General features: G+C 64.4%; 15 protein-coding genes. 6 read left to right on the forward strand and 9 right to left on the reverse strand.

Annotation, left to right across the window (positions count from 1 at the left end):
* Positions 1 to 59 precede the first annotated feature (59 nt).
* Complete coding sequence (dkgB, locus tag M5B99_RS17905) at positions 60 to 863, reverse strand: 2,5-didehydrogluconate reductase DkgB (protein WP_248805284.1); 804 nt, start codon at positions 861 to 863, stop codon at positions 60 to 62.
* A 173-nt stretch (positions 864 to 1,036) separates the two neighbouring features.
* Positions 1,037 to 1,576 carry a PaaI family thioesterase gene (locus M5B99_RS17910; protein WP_248805285.1) on the reverse strand — a complete coding sequence of 180 codons (540 nt, stop codon included), beginning with the start codon at positions 1,574 to 1,576 and terminating at the stop codon, positions 1,037 to 1,039.
* A 195-nt stretch (positions 1,577 to 1,771) separates the two neighbouring features.
* Between M5B99_RS17910 and M5B99_RS17915 the strand changes: the two genes are divergently transcribed.
* The gene (locus tag M5B99_RS17915; RefSeq protein WP_248805286.1) at positions 1,772 to 2,638 is read left to right on the forward strand and encodes a pirin family protein; all 867 of its coding nucleotides are present in this window, start codon (positions 1,772 to 1,774) and stop codon (positions 2,636 to 2,638) included.
* Positions 2,639 to 2,761: 123 nt separating this feature from the next.
* Positions 2,762 to 4,204, forward strand: coding sequence for a mechanosensitive ion channel domain-containing protein (locus M5B99_RS17920; RefSeq protein ID WP_248805287.1), 1,443 nt, complete (start codon positions 2,762 to 2,764; stop codon positions 4,202 to 4,204).
* Between the two features lie 4 nt (positions 4,205 to 4,208).
* Here M5B99_RS17920 and M5B99_RS17925 read toward each other — a convergent pair whose 3' ends face one another.
* Entirely contained in the window at positions 4,209 to 5,645 is a 1,437-nt protein-coding gene (locus tag M5B99_RS17925) for a PLP-dependent aminotransferase family protein (RefSeq protein WP_248805288.1), read from the reverse strand.
* 176 nt (positions 5,646 to 5,821) lie between these two features.
* On the opposite strand from M5B99_RS17925, the gene M5B99_RS17930 reads away from it, so the two are divergent.
* Entirely contained in the window at positions 5,822 to 6,262 is a 441-nt protein-coding gene (locus M5B99_RS17930; protein ID WP_248805289.1) for a carboxymuconolactone decarboxylase family protein, read from the forward strand.
* Between the two features lie 219 nt (positions 6,263 to 6,481).
* Here the strand turns inward: M5B99_RS17930 and M5B99_RS17935 are convergent, their stop codons facing one another.
* Genes M5B99_RS17935 through M5B99_RS17945 form a run of 3 tightly spaced genes read right to left on the reverse strand, consistent with a single transcriptional unit; the run spans position 6,482 to position 9,463 of the window.
* Positions 6,482 to 7,306: a sulfite exporter TauE/SafE family protein gene (locus tag M5B99_RS17935; protein ID WP_248805290.1), complete on the reverse strand. Its 825-nt coding sequence runs from the start codon at positions 7,304 to 7,306 to the stop codon at positions 6,482 to 6,484.
* Positions 7,303 to 8,562 (reverse strand): FAD/NAD(P)-binding oxidoreductase, encoded by a 1,260-nt coding sequence (locus M5B99_RS17940; protein ID WP_248805291.1) that lies wholly within the window; start codon positions 8,560 to 8,562, stop codon positions 7,303 to 7,305. Before M5B99_RS17940 ends, M5B99_RS17935 begins: the two co-directional genes overlap by 4 nt.
* A 16-nt stretch (positions 8,563 to 8,578) precedes the next feature.
* Entirely contained in the window at positions 8,579 to 9,463 is an 885-nt protein-coding gene (locus M5B99_RS17945; protein WP_248805292.1) for an MBL fold metallo-hydrolase, read from the reverse strand.
* A gap of 367 nt (positions 9,464 to 9,830) precedes the next feature.
* Between M5B99_RS17945 and M5B99_RS17950 the strand changes: the two genes are divergently transcribed.
* The gene (locus tag M5B99_RS17950; RefSeq protein WP_248805293.1) at positions 9,831 to 11,150 is read left to right on the forward strand and encodes a sigma-54 interaction domain-containing protein; all 1,320 of its coding nucleotides are present in this window, start codon (positions 9,831 to 9,833) and stop codon (positions 11,148 to 11,150) included.
* A 46-nt stretch (positions 11,151 to 11,196) separates the two neighbouring features.
* On the opposite strand, the gene M5B99_RS17955 is transcribed toward M5B99_RS17950, so the two are convergent.
* Positions 11,197 to 12,183, reverse strand: coding sequence for a threonine/serine dehydratase (locus M5B99_RS17955; protein ID WP_248805294.1), 987 nt, complete (start codon positions 12,181 to 12,183; stop codon positions 11,197 to 11,199).
* A 94-nt stretch (positions 12,184 to 12,277) separates the two neighbouring features.
* Here M5B99_RS17955 and M5B99_RS17960 point away from each other — a divergent pair, with 94 nt between their 5' ends.
* A complete protein-coding gene (locus tag M5B99_RS17960; RefSeq protein ID WP_248805295.1) occupies positions 12,278 to 13,150 on the forward strand; it encodes a LysR family transcriptional regulator in 873 nt (290 codons plus the stop codon).
* Between the two features lie 76 nt (positions 13,151 to 13,226).
* Here the strand turns inward: M5B99_RS17960 and M5B99_RS17965 are convergent, their stop codons facing one another.
* Positions 13,227 to 14,627, reverse strand: a complete 1,401-nt coding sequence (locus M5B99_RS17965; protein ID WP_248805296.1) for a VOC family protein — start codon at positions 14,625 to 14,627, stop codon at positions 13,227 to 13,229.
* A gap of 353 nt (positions 14,628 to 14,980) precedes the next feature.
* On the opposite strand from M5B99_RS17965, the gene M5B99_RS17975 reads away from it, so the two are divergent.
* Positions 14,981 to 15,880, forward strand: a complete 900-nt coding sequence (locus tag M5B99_RS17975) for a LysR family transcriptional regulator (RefSeq protein WP_248805297.1) — start codon at positions 14,981 to 14,983, stop codon at positions 15,878 to 15,880.
* Positions 15,881 to 15,998: 118 nt separating this feature from the next.
* Here M5B99_RS17975 and M5B99_RS17980 read toward each other — a convergent pair whose 3' ends face one another.
* The gene (locus M5B99_RS17980; RefSeq protein WP_248805298.1) at positions 15,999 to 17,150 is read right to left on the reverse strand and encodes an MFS transporter; all 1,152 of its coding nucleotides are present in this window, start codon (positions 17,148 to 17,150) and stop codon (positions 15,999 to 16,001) included.
* Positions 17,151 to 17,198: the final 48 nt, after the last annotated feature.

Raw genomic sequence — 17,198 nt, forward strand, 5'->3', positions numbered from 1 at the left:
GGCGATCCGACAAGCTCCGCTCCCACGGGTTTCCGGCTCCGGGGGCGGCGGGCACCGGCTCAATCCCACTGCGGTGCCAGACCCGCCGGGCTGGTCAGGCGATGGGCGCGTTCGAGGCCGGCGATCTTCAGCATATCTTCATCATTCAAATGCAGGTCCCGGGCCTTGAGATTGCTCGCCAGGTTCTCGCGTCGGGTCGACGACGGGATCACCGCATACCCCGACTGCATGGCCCAGGCCAGGGTCACTTGTGCCGGGGTCGCCTGGTGCTGCTCGGCGATCTGGCGGATGATCGGGTCCTTCAACACTTCACCATAGGCCAGGGTCATATAGGACGTGACCCGGATATCCAGGGCCTGGGCCGCCGCCACAACCTTGCGGTTCTGCAGGTAGGGGTGCAATTCGATCTGGTTGGTGGCGATCTGATCGGCACCGACGGCGGCAACCGCTTGCCGCATCAGGTCGACGGTGAAGTTGGAAATCCCGATCTCACGGGTCAGGCCCGACTGCTTGGCCTCCAGCAACGCGCCCATGAATTCGGCGACCGGCACCTGGTCCTGCGGCGATGGCCAGTGGATCAGGGTCAGGTCCAGGTGGTCGCTACGCAGTTTGCGCAGGCTTTCCTTGAGGCTGGGGATCAAGGCGTCCTTGCCGAGGTTGGCGATCCAGATCTTGCTGGTGATAAACAGCTGGTCACGGGGGATGCCGCTGGCGGCAATGGCCTGGCCGACCTCAGCCTCGTTTTCGTAGATCTGCGCGGTATCGATGACCCGGTAGCCCAGTTCGAGGCCGGTGCTGACCGAATCGATGACAACCTGGCCTTGCAGGCGGAAGGTACCAAGGCCAAAGGTGGGAACGGACATGGGGGGACTCCTGAGGTGACAGTGGGAATGAGCGGGAGTATCCCCAGCCCTATCTTTGAGAAAAAGTAGGGGTGGGGAAAAGGACTCTTTACCAGTGCGCACGAATCTGCGGAGTGTCAGGTCAGGACTCCAAGGCTTCGAGCAATGCCGCGTAGCACCCGGGTGGCGCTTGCTCAGCCTCTTGGTTGGAGAATCATGCAGGTGGTCGACCCGGTGGCATAAAGCCTTCCATCGACGTCATAGATCCGTCCTTCGGCCAGGGCGGTGGAGCGCCCGAGGTGGACGATCTGGCCCTCGGCGCGGATCGGTCCGCTGCTGCCGGTCAGGGCCCGCACATAGCTGATGCGCAGGTCCAGGGTGGTATAGCCCTGGCCCTTTTGCAGGCGGGTGTGAATGGCGCAGCCCATGCACGAGTCGAGCAGGGTTGCGGCGTAACCGCCATGGACGCTGCCCAGCGGGTTGTAGTGGCGGGTGTCCGGGGTGCCCTGGAACACGAAGCGGCCCTCGGCCCATTCGATGGGGATAAAGTCCAGCAAGCTGCCGATCGGCGGCGAGGGCAGTTCGCCGTTGCCGATGCCGTTGAAGAACTCGGCCGGCGTCAGTTGACTGACCTCGGCCAGGGTCAGGCTGCCGGGGCCTCGCAGGCGTTCGCGCATGGCCTGTTCCTCGGCGATCCATTGGGCGAGCGTGACGTCGCGGTTCGGGGTCTGCATGGGCGCCTCCTGATGAATACAAAAAAATTACGCTTGTAATATTTTAATCAATATTATGTCCAAAATATAAATTAATCCAGCACCCTGCGAACGGAGCGCTGATCGTCCCAGCAGTGGAACGATCAAGCCGTTTTTTGCCGTCTAGCGGCAAAAACCGCTTGAATCTAAGCTGTGCCCATGATTATGGAGGTACCCATGAAAAAGATTCTTGGTGTCTACACCAGCCCCAGGGGCCATTGGGTCGGCGACGGCTTCCCGGTGCGCACGCTGTTTTCCTACGACAACCTGGGCCGGCACATCAGCCCGTTCCTGCTGCTGGACCACGCCGGGCCTGCCGAATTCACCCCGACCACCCAGCGTCGTGGCGTCGGCCAGCATCCTCATCGCGGCTTTGAAACCGTGACCATCGTCTATGACGGTGAAGTGGAGCACCGCGACTCCACCGGTGCCGGCGGCGTGATCGGCCCGGGCGACGTGCAATGGATGACCGCCGCGGCGGGGATCATCCACGAGGAGTTTCATTCCGAAGCTTTTGCCCGGCGCGGTGGCCGATTGGAAATGGTCCAGCTGTGGGTCAACCTGCCGGCCCGGGACAAGTCGGCGCCGGCCGGTTACCAGGGCATTCTCGACCGCGATATTCCCAGGATCGCCCTCAAGGACCAGGCCGGCAGCCTGCGCCTGATCGCCGGTGAATTCGACGGCCGGCAGGGGCCGGCGCGGACCTTCACGCCGATGGATGTGTGGGATATCCGCCTGGCCGCGGGGAAAACCCTGGCGCTGGATCTGCATGAAGGGCGCAGTACGCTACTGGTGGTCCTGCGCGGCAGTGTGCGGGTCAATGCCGAGCAGCTGGCACAGCCGGGGCAACTGGTGGTGTTCGAGCGGGCCGGTAGCGATGTGTCGTTGCACGCCGATGACGATGCGCTGGTGCTGTTGCTCAGCGGCGAGCCGATCGACGAGCCGATTGTCGGCCATGGCCCCTTCGTGATGAACAGCGAAGCCGAGATCCACCAGGCCTTTGCCGACTTCCAGGCCGGGCGCTTCGGGCAAATGCACGACTGACCGGGGTATGCGGCCCTCGCTCCTGCGGGCCGCCACACCGCGACCAATATAAAGCTATAACTCCATGAAGCCGTTCTGTGCGATCTTCGCCTCGCCGACGGTTTATTTTCATGGAGTGGCTCGATGCTTGACCTGTTGTCTGAACATCCCCTGTCCTGCGCTTTTCTGCTGATTGTGGTCGATTTGTTGTTGTGGCACCTGATGGGCAGCAAAAGCGACACCTGGAAACTGGCGGTGCGCCTGACGGTGTTCTCGCTGTTCAGCCTGCTGCTGTTCAACGAAGGCATGAACCCATTGCAGACCGCACCTTGGCCGGATGACATCCCCCGGCACCTGGCGGCCACCGGTTTGCAGATCGGCTGGTGGCTGTTCGGCGCGCGGACCCTGACGGTGCTGCTCGGCACGGTGATGATGCAGCGGGTCGGGCATGCCGGTCGGCTGGTGCAGGATGTGCTCGGGGCGATCATCTTCCTGATCGCGATTGTCGCGGCGGCGGCCTATGTGCTCGACCTGCCGGTCAAGGGCGTGCTGGCGACCTCCGGGGCCCTGGCGATCATTGTCGGCCTGGCCTTGCAGAGCACCCTCAGCGACGTGTTTTCCGGGATTGTGCTGAATGCCACCAAGCCCTATCAGGTCGACGATTGGGTGTCCATCGACGGCACCGAGGGCCGGGTCGTCGATATCGACTGGCGCGCCACGCGCCTGCAAACCTCCCAGGGCAGCATGGCGGTGGTGCCCAACTCCCTGGCGGCCAAGGCCAAGATCGTCAACTTCAGCCGGCCCAGTGATATGCATGGTCTGTCTATCAGTGTGCAGGTCAGCCCGCATTCCCGGCCCCAGGTGGTGATCGATGCCCTGGAGCGCGCCATGCTCGGCTGTCGCGCCTTGCTGCCGACCCCGGCGCCCTGCGTGACGCTGAAAAGCTCCAGCGCCGAGGGCGCCGAATACGAAATCAATGGTTTCGTGGTGTCCATGGGTGAGAAGCGCGAAGTGCGCAATCAGCTCTACGACCTGGCGTTCCGCCATTTGCGTGCTTCGGGGGTGAGCCTGTTGTCCAGCGGCGAGAGTGCCACGCCGGTAAATTTATCGCGCCCGCGCAGGTTGTTGGAAAGCTCTTCGATTTTCTCCACCTTGCGTTCGGAGGAGAAGGATACGTTCAGCGAGAACATGCAGGCGCAGACCTTCCGTGCCGGCAGCGAGATCATGGCGCGCGGCGAGGTCAGTGATCATCTGTTCATTATCGAGTCCGGCGTGGTCTCGGTGACCCTGTTGCGCGGCGGTGTGCCGCTGGAGGCCGGCCGGATGGGGCCGGGCGAGGTCATCGGCGAGGCCGGGGTGCTGGCCGACATGGCGGTGGTGGCGGATTTCACCGCCAAGACCGACTGCGTGCTGTACCGCATTGAAAACGAGTACCTCAAGCCGTGCCTGGAAGCCCGGCACGACATCGGCGAGGCCATGAAGAGCCTGCTCGACCGGCGCTTGAACGCGGTGCAGAACTTCACCCGGGAAGTGCCCAAGCCGGCGGAGAAACGCGGGTTCATGCAGTGGTTGCGCAGTCGTACCTAGGGCTTCAGTCCCTGGGGGCCAGCTGTTGCAGAAGCGCCCACAGTCGATCCAGCGACGGCTGGATATCCAGGCTGTCGATGCAGCCGTAGCCCATCAGCAGGCCGTTGCGTGGCGCGGCGGCGGCGTAGAAGGGCGCCAGCGGGTAGAGCCCGATTTCGGCTTGTTTCGCCAGTTCGATCAGCCGCGGGACGTCCAGTGTGCCTTTGGCCAGGATCGCCAGATGGAAACCGGCGTTGGAGTGGATGCGCTCGAACCAGGGCGCCAGGTCGCCGTCCAGGCGCTCGATCAGGCGCTCGCGACGGCTGGCATAGGCGCCGTGGCAGCGGCGGATATGCTTGAGCAAGTAGCCGTCTAGCATGAACTTGGCCAGGGCCCACTGGGTCAGGGTTGCGGTGTGCCAGTCGGTCAGCTGCTTGGCGCAGATCAGCGCCTTGAGCAGGCTGGGCGGGGCCACCAGGTAGCCCAGGCGCAACTCCGGCAGCAGGCTCTTGGAGAAGGTCCCGACATAGGCCACCAGGCCGTGGTGGTCGAGGCTTTGCAGGCAGTCGGCGGGTCGGCCCTCGTAGCGGAATTCGCAGTCGTAGTCGTCCTCGATGATGATTGCCCCCAGTTCCCGTGCTCGTTCCAGCAAGGCCAGGCGGCGTGCCGGGCTCATGGGCATGCCGAGGGGGAACTGGTGCGCCGGGGTGACATAGATCAGCCGCGTTCCGTCGGGAATCAGCTCCACTCGCAGGCCCTGGTCGTCTACTGGAACCCCCACCACCCTGGCGCCCTGGGCGGCAAACAGCAGGCGCGCCGGCGGGTAGCCGGGGTCTTCCACCGCCACCGTGCAACCCGGCTCCACCAGTACCCGGGCGACTAGGTCGAGGGCCTGTTGCGCGCCATTGGTCACCAGCAGGTCGTCGCTGCCGCAGCGCACCCCACGGGAGAAGCCTATATGTCGGGAAATGGCTTCGCGCAGCATCGGCAAGCCTTCCGGTTGGCTGTACAAACCGCGGGACTGCGCGCCCTGGCGCAAGGCGAAAAGCACGCAGCGGCGCCACTCCTCCTCGGGAAACTGATGCTTGCCGGTGGCCCCGCCGAGGTAGTCGTAGCGCAAGGTATGGGGCGGGTGATGCATCGGCAGGGTGGCCTCGCGCCAATGCTCGATCACTGCGGCCCCGGCCAGTTCATCGGCCTGGATCTGCTGCGTGGCGTGGGGCACGTGACGGTTGACGAAGGTGCCGGCCCCGACCCGGCCGACCAGCAGGTTGTCGTAGGTGAGGTGGCTATAGGCGTCGGCGACGGTCTTGCGCGACACCCCCAGTTGTTCGGCGAGCAGCCGGGTCGGCGGCAGGCGCGTGCCTGCGGTCAGGGTGCCCTGGTTGATGGCATCGCGCAGCTGTTCGGTGATCTGTTTGGCCAGATCGCGGGTGCCGTTGAGGCTGATGTGCAATTCCATGTCGCGGCTCGGCAGGAGGGGGGAGGCGGATTCGCGTCGATGGGCGCAGTCTAGCCTGCCGGCGGGGGCTTAGAAACGCCTGGATTGGTATCCCGATCTTTACCGTAATTGGCTATTTGTCCTGCAGTCGGGCGGGCTTACCTTAGCGCCATTCCCCACTTGCCAGGAGCAACACCATGCAACCTCGTATCGATTTCTATACCGCTTCGCCGGATGCTCTCAAAGCCATGCTGGCGCTTGAAAACGCGGTGAACAAACTGCCGTTGGAGAAATCGTTGCTTGAACTGGTCAAGCTGCGTTCCTCCCAGATCAATAGCTGCGCCTTTTGTGTCGATATGCACACCACCGATGCGCGCAAGCTCGGTGAGACCGAACGTCGTCTGCACTGTCTGTCGGTCTGGCGTGAGACACCGTTCTTCACCCCGCGCGAACGCGCCGCGATCGCTTGGACCGAGGCTCTGACCCAGCTCTCGCAGACCCATGCGCCGGATGAAGACTACGCCTTGCTGAGTGCCGAGTTCAGTCCGGCGGAAATGGTCGACCTGACGCTGGCGATCAATACCATCAACAGCTGGAACCGTCTGGCGGTAGGATTCCGCAAGCTGCCGGCGGAATAAAATATCGGCTTGATGGCTGCCCGCTGACCTGTAGGTGCCCGGCTTGCCGACGATGGAGGCCTTGAGGCCGCCAAAATCGTCGCGGCGGTGCGGCGATCCGACAAGCTCCGCTCCCACATTGGGGCTTCGGTTGTAGGCGAACTCTCGGTTTGACACAAAACATTGTGGGAGCAGGATTCATCCGCGGAGCGGCCCTCAAGATCGCCAAAAGCCTTGGGTCTAGAACGAAAGCCCCAGCGCCTCCGCTGCCAATAGCACCGCCGCGATCACTCCGACCAGCGCGAACAGCTGTTGCAGCCGCGGCCCGGCCAGGCGCCCGGCCACTTGGCGCCCGAGCACCAGTCCGAGCACCGCTCCCGCCGCAAAAGGTCCGCCCACCGACCAGTGCATCGCTCCGGACAGTGTGGCCGTGACCACGCTGCCCAGTGATACCAGGGCGATCACCGCCAGGGACGTGGCGACGATGCTCCGGCTGTCCAGGTTGGTGTAGCGTGTCAGTGCCGGAATGATGACGAAGCCGCCACCGACCCCGAGCAACCCCGACAACAATCCCGAGAGCATGCCGGTGACGGTCAGCGCCCGGGCGCAGGGCAAGGTCCAGCGCAGCCGGCCTTGCAGGGGATTGAGCACGCACGGCTGAAAGCCCGGTCGCGGCGCCGGCTGCCCGTGCTGCAACTCCCTGTGTGCCTTGAGAAAGATCCTGCTGCAGGCGTAGACCATCACCAGCGCAAAACCCAGGGCCAGCGGTTCGTTGGGCAGATGATGGGCGAGCCACAGCCCCAGGGGCGTCAGCAATATGCCAACTCCGGCGATACAGGCCGCCGCCCGATAACGGACAACGCCCTGGCGCAAGCCGAGCAAGGCCCCGACAGCCGCCGCCAGGCCCACCGCGAGCAAGCCGATGGGCGCGGCCTCGACCATCGACAAACCCAGTCCGAACACCAGCAACGGCACCGCGAGGATGCCACCGCCGGCCCCGGTCAGGGCGAGGATCGCGCCAATCAGTGTGCCCAGTCCGGCACCCAGGAAAAGATGTTCGTTCATGCTTGGGTCTTGGCCGTCATCAATGTCGGCCGTGCCAGCCATTCACGGCCCTTGAGCATGCCGCGCCAGTACAACGGCGGCAGGATCCGTTCCTTCAACCACCAGGCCAGGCGCGTCGGTTTGCGCCCGTCCAGCAGCCAGGGGGCGAAGGTCGGGGCCAGCTTGCCGCCATAGGTGAATTCGGCAAGGACGATCTTGCCGCGCTCCACCGTCAGCGGGCACGAACCATAGCCGTCGTAGTTGGCCTGCCGGGGCAAGCGGCCGAGGGCCACCAGCACGTTGTTGGCCACCACCGGCGCCTGCTTGCGTGCGGCGGCGGCGGTCTTGGCATTACTGGTATTGGTCACATCGCCCAGGCCGTGGATATTGGCGAATTGGCGGTGTCGCAGGCTGGCCGGATCGACATCGACCCAGCCGGCGGCATCGGCCAAGGGGCTGGAGCGGATGAAGTCCGGGGCCACCTGCGGCGGCACCACATGCAGCATGTCGAACGAGCGGACCAGGGTTTCCCGGGTGCCGTCGGCCAGGGTCCGGGCGAAGGTCGCCTGCTTCGCCGGGCCGTTGACCGCCACCAGGCTGTGGCCGAATTGCAGGTCAATGCTGTATTTGTCGATGTATTCCATCAGCGCTGGCACATAGTCGGCCACGCCGAACAGCACGGCGCCGGCGTTGAAAAAACGTGCGTTGATCCGCGCCAGGCGTCCGCTCTTGAGCCAGTGATCACAGGACAGGTACAGGGCCTTCTGCGGCGCGCCGGCACATTTGATCGGCATCGGCGGCTGGCTGAACAGGGCTTCGCCCTCGTTGAGGGCCTGCACCAGTTTCCAGGTGTAGGGCGCGAGGTCGTAGCGATAGTTGGAGGTCACGCCATTGCGCCCGAGGGTTTCTTCGAGCCCGTCGATGGCCGCCCAGTCGAGTTTCAGACCGGGGCAGACGATCAGCTGTTCGTAGCCGACCCGGCTCTGGTCGGTGAGCACCACTTCGTGACCGTGGGGCCCGAAGGCGCTGACCGCCGCCTTGATCCAGCGCACGCCACGGGGAATCAGCGAGGCGATGGGCCGGGCAGTCGATTCGGGACGGAACACTCCGGCGCCGACCATGGTCCAGCCGGGTTGGTAGTAGTGGGTGTCGGCCGGGTCGATAATCGCGATATCCAGGTCCGGCGCCCGGGCCAGCAGGCTGGCGGCCACGGCGATACCGGCCGCGCCGGCGCCGATGATCAGGATCTGGTGATGGGAAACAGCAGTCGAAGGCATGGGGACGAGTCCTGGTTCAGAGGGCATTGAGCGGGATTTTCAGGTAGCGCACGCCGTTGGCTTCCGGCTCGGGCAACTGGCCGCTGCGCATATTGACCTGCACCGCCGGCAGCATCAGTACCGGCATGTCGAGGGTGGCATCGCGGGCCTCGCGCATGCTGACGAAGGTGTCTTCGTCGATGCCCTCATGGATATGGATATTGTTCGCGCGCTGTTCGGCGACGGTGGTCATGTAGCGCAGTTCGCGACCGCCGGGCAGGTAGTCGTGGCACATGAACAGCCGGGTCTGCGCGGGCAGCGCCAGCAGTTGGCGGATCGAGCGATAGAGGGTGCGCGCATCGGCGCCGGGGAAGTCGCAGCGGGCGGTGCCGTAGTCGGGCATGAACAGGGTGTCGCCGACAAAGGCGACGAGTTCGCCGCCGGACTCGATCAGGTAGCTCATGCACGCCGGGGTATGTCCTGGCGTGTGCAGGGCCCGGGCTTTCAAGGTGCCGATGCTGAACTCGGCATTGTCGCCGAGCAGTACATCGAACTGGCTGCCGTCGCGGTGGAAGTCGCTGCCGGCATGGAAGAGTTCGCCGAACACCTGCTGGACCACGGTGATATGGCTGCCGATGGCGACCTTGGCGCCCAGCTGTTCCTTCAGGTAGGCCGCCGCCGAGAGGTGGTCGGCGTGTACGTGGGTTTCCAGGATCCACTCCACCCGGGCGTCCAGTTCGTGGACCCTGGCGATCAATCGGTCGGCCGAGGTGGTGCGGGTGCGTCCGGATTTGGGGTCGTAGTCGAGCACGCTGTCGATCAACGCGCAGCGGCGGGTGCTGGTGTCCAGCACCAGGTAGCTGATGGTCCAGGTGTCGGGGTCGAAAAAGGCTTCTACGGCTAACTTGTCGCCAAAGGTCATTGTGTACTCCGGATGTCGTCGGCGGGTATGGGGCTCACACGGTCCTGCAGGAGCAGGGCCTGGTCCGGGCGGCGTTCCGATGAAGCTTTTGGCGTTATCGAAGGCCCCTTCGCGAGCAAGCTCTGCTCCTGCAGGTCAGGTGACGCATTTAATATCCCGTACCTGTCTGTCAGAGAATTCAATAAGCATGCCAGGCTGAAAATTTGCTGTTTGATCGTTATTACTGATTTATGTCAACGCATTCGCCGAAGTTTTATGATTCGTAGCAGTCTGCCAGATAAAATGGCGGTTATTTTGGCGGTTCGTGGCAGTCAATGGCAGAAAGCATCGGCATGCATTAAACTCCTGCCTCCACCCGGGAGTTGCCATGACCATCCTTGCCTCTGACCTTGCCCGGCCCGATATGCGGGCCCTGGTGTCGTACCTGGAGCATGACCTCCAGCCGACCATCGTCCTCGACACCGACTACAATATCGTCGCCGCCAACACCGCTTACCAGCGGCAGTTCGGGGTGGAGGGCCGTCCCCATGTCGGCGCGAAATGCTTTCGGGTCTCCCATCAGTTCGCGGTGCCCTGCGACCAGGCCGGTGAGCATTGCCCCATGCGCAAGGCCCACGAAAGCCGCCTGCCCGAGCGGGTCCTGCATATTCACCACACGCCCCGTGGCCCCGAGCACGTCGATGTGGAACTGCGTCCGTTACTCGACGGTCAGGGCGAAGTGGTCGGTTATGTCGAACGCTTGAACACCGTCACCGCAGCCTCGGTCCAGCCGCAGCATCAGGGCCTGGTCGGTCGCTCGGCGCCGTTCAAGGAAGCGTTGAGTGCCTTGCAACGGGCGGCGCCGTCGCCGATTCCGGTGTTGCTGCAAGGCGAGTCCGGCACCGGCAAGGAACTCTTTGCCCGCGCGCTGCACGAGGGCAGTCCACGGGCCGGCGGGCCGCTGGTGGTGGTCGACTGTACCGGCCTGACCGAAACCCTGCTGGAGAGCGAACTCTTCGGTTATGAAAAGGGCGCCTTCACCGGCGCCTTGCAGCGCAAGATCGGCCTGGCCGAGGCGGCCCACGGCGGCACGCTGTTTCTCGACGAGATCGGCGAGGTGCCGCTGGCGATGCAGGTCAAGCTGCTGCGCCTGATCGAGTCCGGCAGCTTTCGCCCGGTGGGCAGCCTGCGCACCGTGCACTCGGACTTCCGCCTGGTATGTGCGACCCACAAGCCGCTCAAGGACATGGTCGCGGCCGGCAGTTTTCGCCAGGACCTGTTCTACCGCATCAGCGCCTTTCCGATTCGCCTGCCGGCCTTGCGCGAGCGCGGCGACGACCTGCCGTTGCTGATCGACAGCCTGTTGCAACGCCTGGCGCCGACCGCGGTGCCGCGTATCGACCCGCCGGCAATGAAGGCCCTGGGGTTGCATGACTGGCCGGGCAATATCCGCGAACTGCGCAATGTGCTGGAGCGGGCACGGCTGTTTACCGACGATGGGGTGATCCGAGTGGCCGACCTGCCCGCCGAACTGCGCCGTGAAACAGTGCAGGTGACACCGCAGCGGCGGCGTGGGCGCAACGAATTGGAGCAGTTGGCCCACGCCCTGGCGATGTTCGACGGCTCGCGCAGCGAGCTGGCGAAAACCCTGGGTATGAGCGAACGCACATTGTACCGGCGCTTGCAGGCGCTGGAGGGGAAGGCCTGACCCATCCAGCCCAGTGCGCAAACTGTCACTCCAGCAGCGGCGCCGTTCAATCATCCGTCAGCAGTGCATTGGCGAACAGGGCCGGGTCGGCGTTGCCCCCCGACAAGACCACTACCGCGCAGCGGCCTTCCAGCGCGATGCGCCCGGCCAGCAGCGCCGCCAGGCCGACCACGCCACCCGGTTCGACCACCAGCTTGAGGTTTTCGAAGGCCCATCTCAGGGCGAAGCGGACCTCGGCATCGGTCACCGTCAGCGCGCCGCGTAGCAGCCGGCGATTGATCTCGAAGGTCAACTCGCCCGGTGTGGCGGTCAGAATCGCATCGCAGATCGAATGGCCGCCCGGCGCGATACTTTGCCGGCTGCCCGCGGCCAGCGAGCGACCGGTATCGTCGAAGCCCTCCGGTTCCACCGCATACAGCGCAATCTCGGGAAACCGACTGTGCAACGCCACGCTGACCCCGGCAATCAGGCCGCCGCCGCCGCAGGGTACCAGGGCCACGTCGGGACGCAGGCCCAGCGCCTCGGCCTGACGGGCGATTTCCAGTCCCAGGGTACCCTGGCCGGCCATTACCCGCGGGTCGTCGTAGGGCTTGATCAGCACTGCGCCGCTTTCGGCGATCAGCGTCGCGGCGATGGCCTCGCGGTCTTCGGTCTCGCGGTCGAACAGTACCACTTGCGCGCCATATTCGCGGGTGCGGCGGATCTTCAAGGCGGGAGCATCCCTGGGCATCAGGATCGTCGCCCGCATGCCTGACAGCTTGGCCGCGCAGGCCACGCCCTGGGCGTGGTTGCCGGAGGAGAAGGCCAGCACGCCCCGGGCGCGTTCTTCGCAACTGAGACTGGCGAGGGCGTTGTAGGCGCCACGGAACTTGAACGAGCCGGTTCTTTGCAGTACTTCCGGCTTGACCAGCACTCGGCCCTGGCAGTGTTCATTCAGGCTGTGGAATTCCAGCAAGGGCGTTTCCACGGCCTGCCCCTGGATACGAAGGGCGGCCTGTTCGATATCGGCCAGTTGAATGGACTGTGAAGTCATGTCGTGCTCCTGGGTGGGCAAAGGTCTAATCTGCGGTTTTCCACGACCCTTGAAAAGCGCTTGTTCATGGTGTTGAACAACGTAAAATCCGTGGATGGACACTCAATTTCTCGAAACCTTCCTGGCGGTGATCGACTGCGGCTCCATCGCCGCGGCGGCGCGCCAGTTGGACCTGGCGCCGACCACCGTGGCCCAGCAGATCAAGGCCCTGGAAAAACAGCTCGACACCGCTTTGCTCAGGCGCAGCGGCCCTACCGTGAAGCCGACCGCGGCGGCCCATCGGATTATCGAGCGGGCGCGGTTGATTGTCCGCGAAGCCCGCGACCTGCGGGCCAGTGCCTGCAGTGGCGTGCTGCCGGTCGGGCCCTTGCGGTTGGGGGCGACCCAATATGCCTTGATGCAATTGCTGCCGCCGGCGCTGCATGAGTGGCGTCGGCGTTACCCCGAGATCGAGATCTATATCGAGCCCGGCAACTCCCAGGAATTGCTGGAGCAGGTGGTGAGCGGCGACCTGGATGCGGCGTTGATCGTGCACCCGTTGTTCGCGCTGCCCAAGAGTTGCGAGTGGCTGGCGCTGGTGGAGGAGCCGTTGGTGCTGATCACCCCGGCGACGCTGCAGGTCGAGGATGTGCTGGCAACCATCGTCGAAGAGCCTTTTATCCGCTTCAGCCGCAAAGTGGTCGGCGGCAAGCTGGTGGAGGCCTATCTGCAGGGGCATGGCCTCAAGCCCAAGTCCCAGTTCGAGCTGGATGGCATCGACATCATCGTCAAGTTTGTCGCCGAGGGGCTGGGGGTGGCGCTGGTGCCGGATCGGCCGGCGGCCAATCACGAGGCGCAAGGCGTGCGCCGCTGGGAAGTCCCGGGGCCGAGGTTGTTTCGCACCCTGGGGATTGTCTGGCTGCGGGCGTCGGTGCGGGCGCCGTTGGTGGTGGCGTTGAACGGGTTGATGGCCGAGCAGGCGCGATAATTCTCGACTGATCATCGAGGGAAGACCGAGAAGCCGCTCGGCTCCTACAAGGTTATGCAGCGTTCGCAACAGTGTCTCAGACCAGCGGCGCGATATTCAACCGGGTCGAACACGCCAGCAGCGAACGCCGCTGCGTTGCGGCATACAGTTGCAATTCATCGATGGTTTCACGGCCCAGCGCCTGGTGGAACTGCTCCCGGTTGGCGTTGCCGGCATAATGTGCTTGCGCGTCGTCCCCCAGGTTCGACTGGAAGATCCCGGCCGCGCTGACCGGCAGGAAGTCCTCATACACCAACGGTTCGAAACTCACCTGGCCGGCGGCGATCAAGGCTTCCAGTTCCCGCAATGGCAATTCGCTGCTGCGCGCGGCGATGCCTTTCTCGGTCGGGAAGTAGCGGAAGTACGCCAAACCCTGCTTGCGCATCTCGCTGTAGTTGTCGGGGAAGGCCTTGAAGGTGTTCTCCATGATCTGCTCATAACGCGCGGCATTGGCCTCGCTGGGAAAGTCGCCGAGCTCCTCGCGGGCGGCATTCAGCAAGCGGTCGTAGAGCGCCCGTCCCTTGGGCGTCAGCGCCGCGCCGCGTTGTTCGATTTCGCCGAAACGGGCCGAGTGGCTGCCGGTTTCGCCGGCGTCCTGGCCGATGAAGGTGATGGCTTCCTCCAGCGCCTTGAAGCTGGTCTGGCGCAACAGGATCGGGCATTCGCGGCGGGGCGGGCCTTCGATCACCGCCTTGGGGGTGATGCCTTTGCCTGGCATGGCCGCCTGCACCGCATCGATGTCAAGGGTGCGTGGGGTCAGGTGATTGATATGCGGTCCCTTGAATGCCACCACGTCGGCGATCAGGCGATGCTGGGCGTTGAGCTTCTTGTATTCGGCCAGCGACACCGTCGCGCTGTTGTGCCAACGGAAGGTTTCCAGGGCCTGCTGGACGAACTCGGCGGCATCGGCGCAGTCGAGGCCACCATTCATTTCGGCCTTTTCGATCAGCTCGAGGGTGCGCGGGGTGAAGATATTGCGCCGGCTGAGGATCCACTCGGCGAATTCCCGCAGTCCGTCTTCCTCGATCAGTTCCAGGCGCAACAGCGAGGTGAAGACGCGGAACGGGCTGACCTGCAAGGCCGTTTCATGCACCGCGCGAAAAGCCGTGGAATGCACCGGCACGCCCGCCGGGGTGAGGTCGTAATAACCCACCGGTTCCATGCCCATCACCGCGAACAGCCGGCACAGGGTCGCCAGTTCCGCCGCCGTGCCGACACGAATGGCGCCGTGGCGCTCCATGTCCAGGCGGCGGATCTCCCCGGTCTGCCTCAGGCTTTCGGCCACCTGGGCGTTGTGGCTCAGCACCTGCTCGTTGATCTGTGCGACCAACTCCATCAGCGCGCCGTACAGCGGCACTTCGGTCTTGTACATCTGCGACATGGCACGGGAAAAATTCGCGCGGATTTCGTCGGGGTGGGCGAAGACAGCGGTGCTCATGGGGGTGGTACTCCGCAAAATCGGGATGGCTGGACTTGGGCTGGATTCTGCGGCTGGTGGGGGGCGGGTTCAAACGAATTAAGGTCCAGGGATCATTCCAAAAAGGACTGACCTGGGCGCACCTCGCGGCTGGCGGGGCGAATCCGGGCAACATTCGCCAGGGTCGGTAAAGTGGTCCTGTTGGACTTCTGGACCTGCGAGTGCAGCAACTGCCTGCATACACGGCCTTGTGTGAATCAATGGACGAAAACCTATGCCAAGGACGGGTTGGTGATGGTCGCGACACCCAGGGGATGATGGGCACCGATAATGTATTAATCTAGGCGCCTTCATTTGCAGGCAGTACCAACCGGATGAATATCAACAGCACCGATCTCAATCTGCTCAAGGTCTTCGAGGCCCTGCATGACGAGGGCAGCGCCAGTCGCGCGGCGTTGCAGCTCGGGCTGACCCAGTCCGCGGTCAGCGCCGCCTTGAATCGCCTGCGCGCGATGTATGGCGATCAACTTTTCGTGCGTACCGGCCGGGGCCTGTCGCCAACCCTGATCGCCAACCAGCTCAAGCCGGTGATCTCCGATGCCTTGAACAAATGTCGCCAGAGTTTTTCCCTGGTCCAGCCGACCCTGGCCAGCTATGAGGGGCGCTCGGTGACCATCGGCCTGTCCGACGACTTTGAAATTGCCCTCGCTCGCCAGTTGATCGAAACCATGGCGCAACGGGCGAAAAACCTGCGGCTGATCTTTCGCCAGACCCACAGTCAGATCGCGGTCGATGCCTTGATGGAGTGCCAGTTCGATCTGACCATTACCGCTGGCGGCATCCCCAATCGGCTGCTGGGTCGGCATCTGCTCGGGGAGGGCGGTTATGCCTGCCTGGTGGATCGCGCCAGCCTGGACGACAGGAGCGTCTTCGATCTGGAGGACTATGTGGCCCGCGAGCACATCCTGATTTCATCCGGGGGCTTTATCGGCATCGTCGACGAGGGTCTGGCGGCCCGGGGGCTGAGCCGCAAGGTTGTCACCGCCACCACGCATTTCGCCGCATTGCCTTTCCTGCTGAAGGGCTCGTCGGCGGTGGCGACCTTGCCCACCCATGCTGCCCGGGCGATCGCGCAGCTATGTGATATTCAAATGCTCCCCTGTCCCATCGACCTGCCGCACTATCCCATCGAGCTGGGCTGGCGCACCCATGCGCAAACGGATGGCGCGGTGCAGCTGGTCAAGCAGGCGATTATCGACAGCTTCGCGCTCTGAAGCGCCGGCGGCGCCGCTCCCACAGTCTTTCTGAGTCAGGCCAGCATGTTGTGCACGATGCCGGACCAATGTGGGAGCGGAGCTTGCCCGCGAAGGCATTTTTGGCTGCGCCGCCTTTTCAGGTCCGCAGAATCCTTCCGCTGACCGCCACCCCCACCAGCATCCCCACGATCACCAGGAAGGCCAGGTTCAACGAACTGGCATGGGCGACAAAACCGATCGCCGCTGGTCCCGCCAGAATCCCCGCATACCCCAGGGTGGTAATTGCCGGCACGGCGATGCTTTCCGCCATGACCCTCTGTTTACCCACGGCGGTGTACAGCACCGGCACGATATTCGAGCAGCCGGCGCCCACCAGCGCATAACCGATCAGCGCCGCCTCCCAGGCCGGCACCAGCGTGGCCAGGCTCAGGCCGGCCGCGGCGGTGAGTCCGCCGAAGACGATCACTCGCTGTGCCCCCAGGCGGCGCACAATAGCATCGCCGGTCAGCCGCCCGAGCGTCATGGTCAGGGCAAAGGCCGCGTAGCCGAGGCCGGCGTAGGCGTCCGCGACCTGGCGTTCGGCGCTGAGAAACACCGCGCTCCAGTCGAGCATCGCACCCTCGGCAAGGAACACCACGAAACACAGCAGGCCGATAAACAGCACCACCCCATGGGGCACGGCAAACGCGGGACCGGTGCTTTCACTGCCGTAGGGCAACAGGTGCGGGGCGGCCTTGAACAGTGCCGCCAGCAGGAACAGGATCACCACGCCCATCGCCCCCAGGGGCGACAGCCCCAGGCCCAGCAGCGCGCTGACCCCGGCGGCGCCGGAGATCCCGCCGAGGCTGAACAACCCGTGAAAACCCGACATCATGGTCTTGCCGCTGGCGCGCTCGACGATCACCGCTTGCAGGTTGGCGGTGGAGTCCACCGCGCCGAGCCCGGCGCCGAACAGAAACAGGCCGGCCACCAGCCAGGGCAGCGAACTGACCGTGGCCAGCAGCGGCAGCGCGAGGCAGATCAGCAAGGTACCGACAGTCAGCACCCGCCGACAACCGAAACGCGAGGCCAGGGCGCCGGCCACCGGCATGGCGATGATCGAACCGACCCCGAGGCACAACAGCAACAGCCCCAGGGTGCCTTCATCGAGCCCGGCGCGGGCCTTGGCATAGGGCACCAACGGCGCCCAGGCGGCCACGCCGAAACCGGCGATAAAGAAGGCGATACGGGTCGACATCTGTTCCAGGCGTCCCGGTTTGACCGGGGCGTGGACGGTGAGGGCAGTCATGAAAAATCCTTGGCGGGCCGGCGGACAGCGCTGTGCAAGGCAACATCC

The sequence above is a fragment of the Pseudomonas sp. MWU13-2100 genome (genome assembly GCF_023242365.1).
GTDB lineage: Bacteria > Pseudomonadota > Gammaproteobacteria > Pseudomonadales > Pseudomonadaceae > Aquipseudomonas.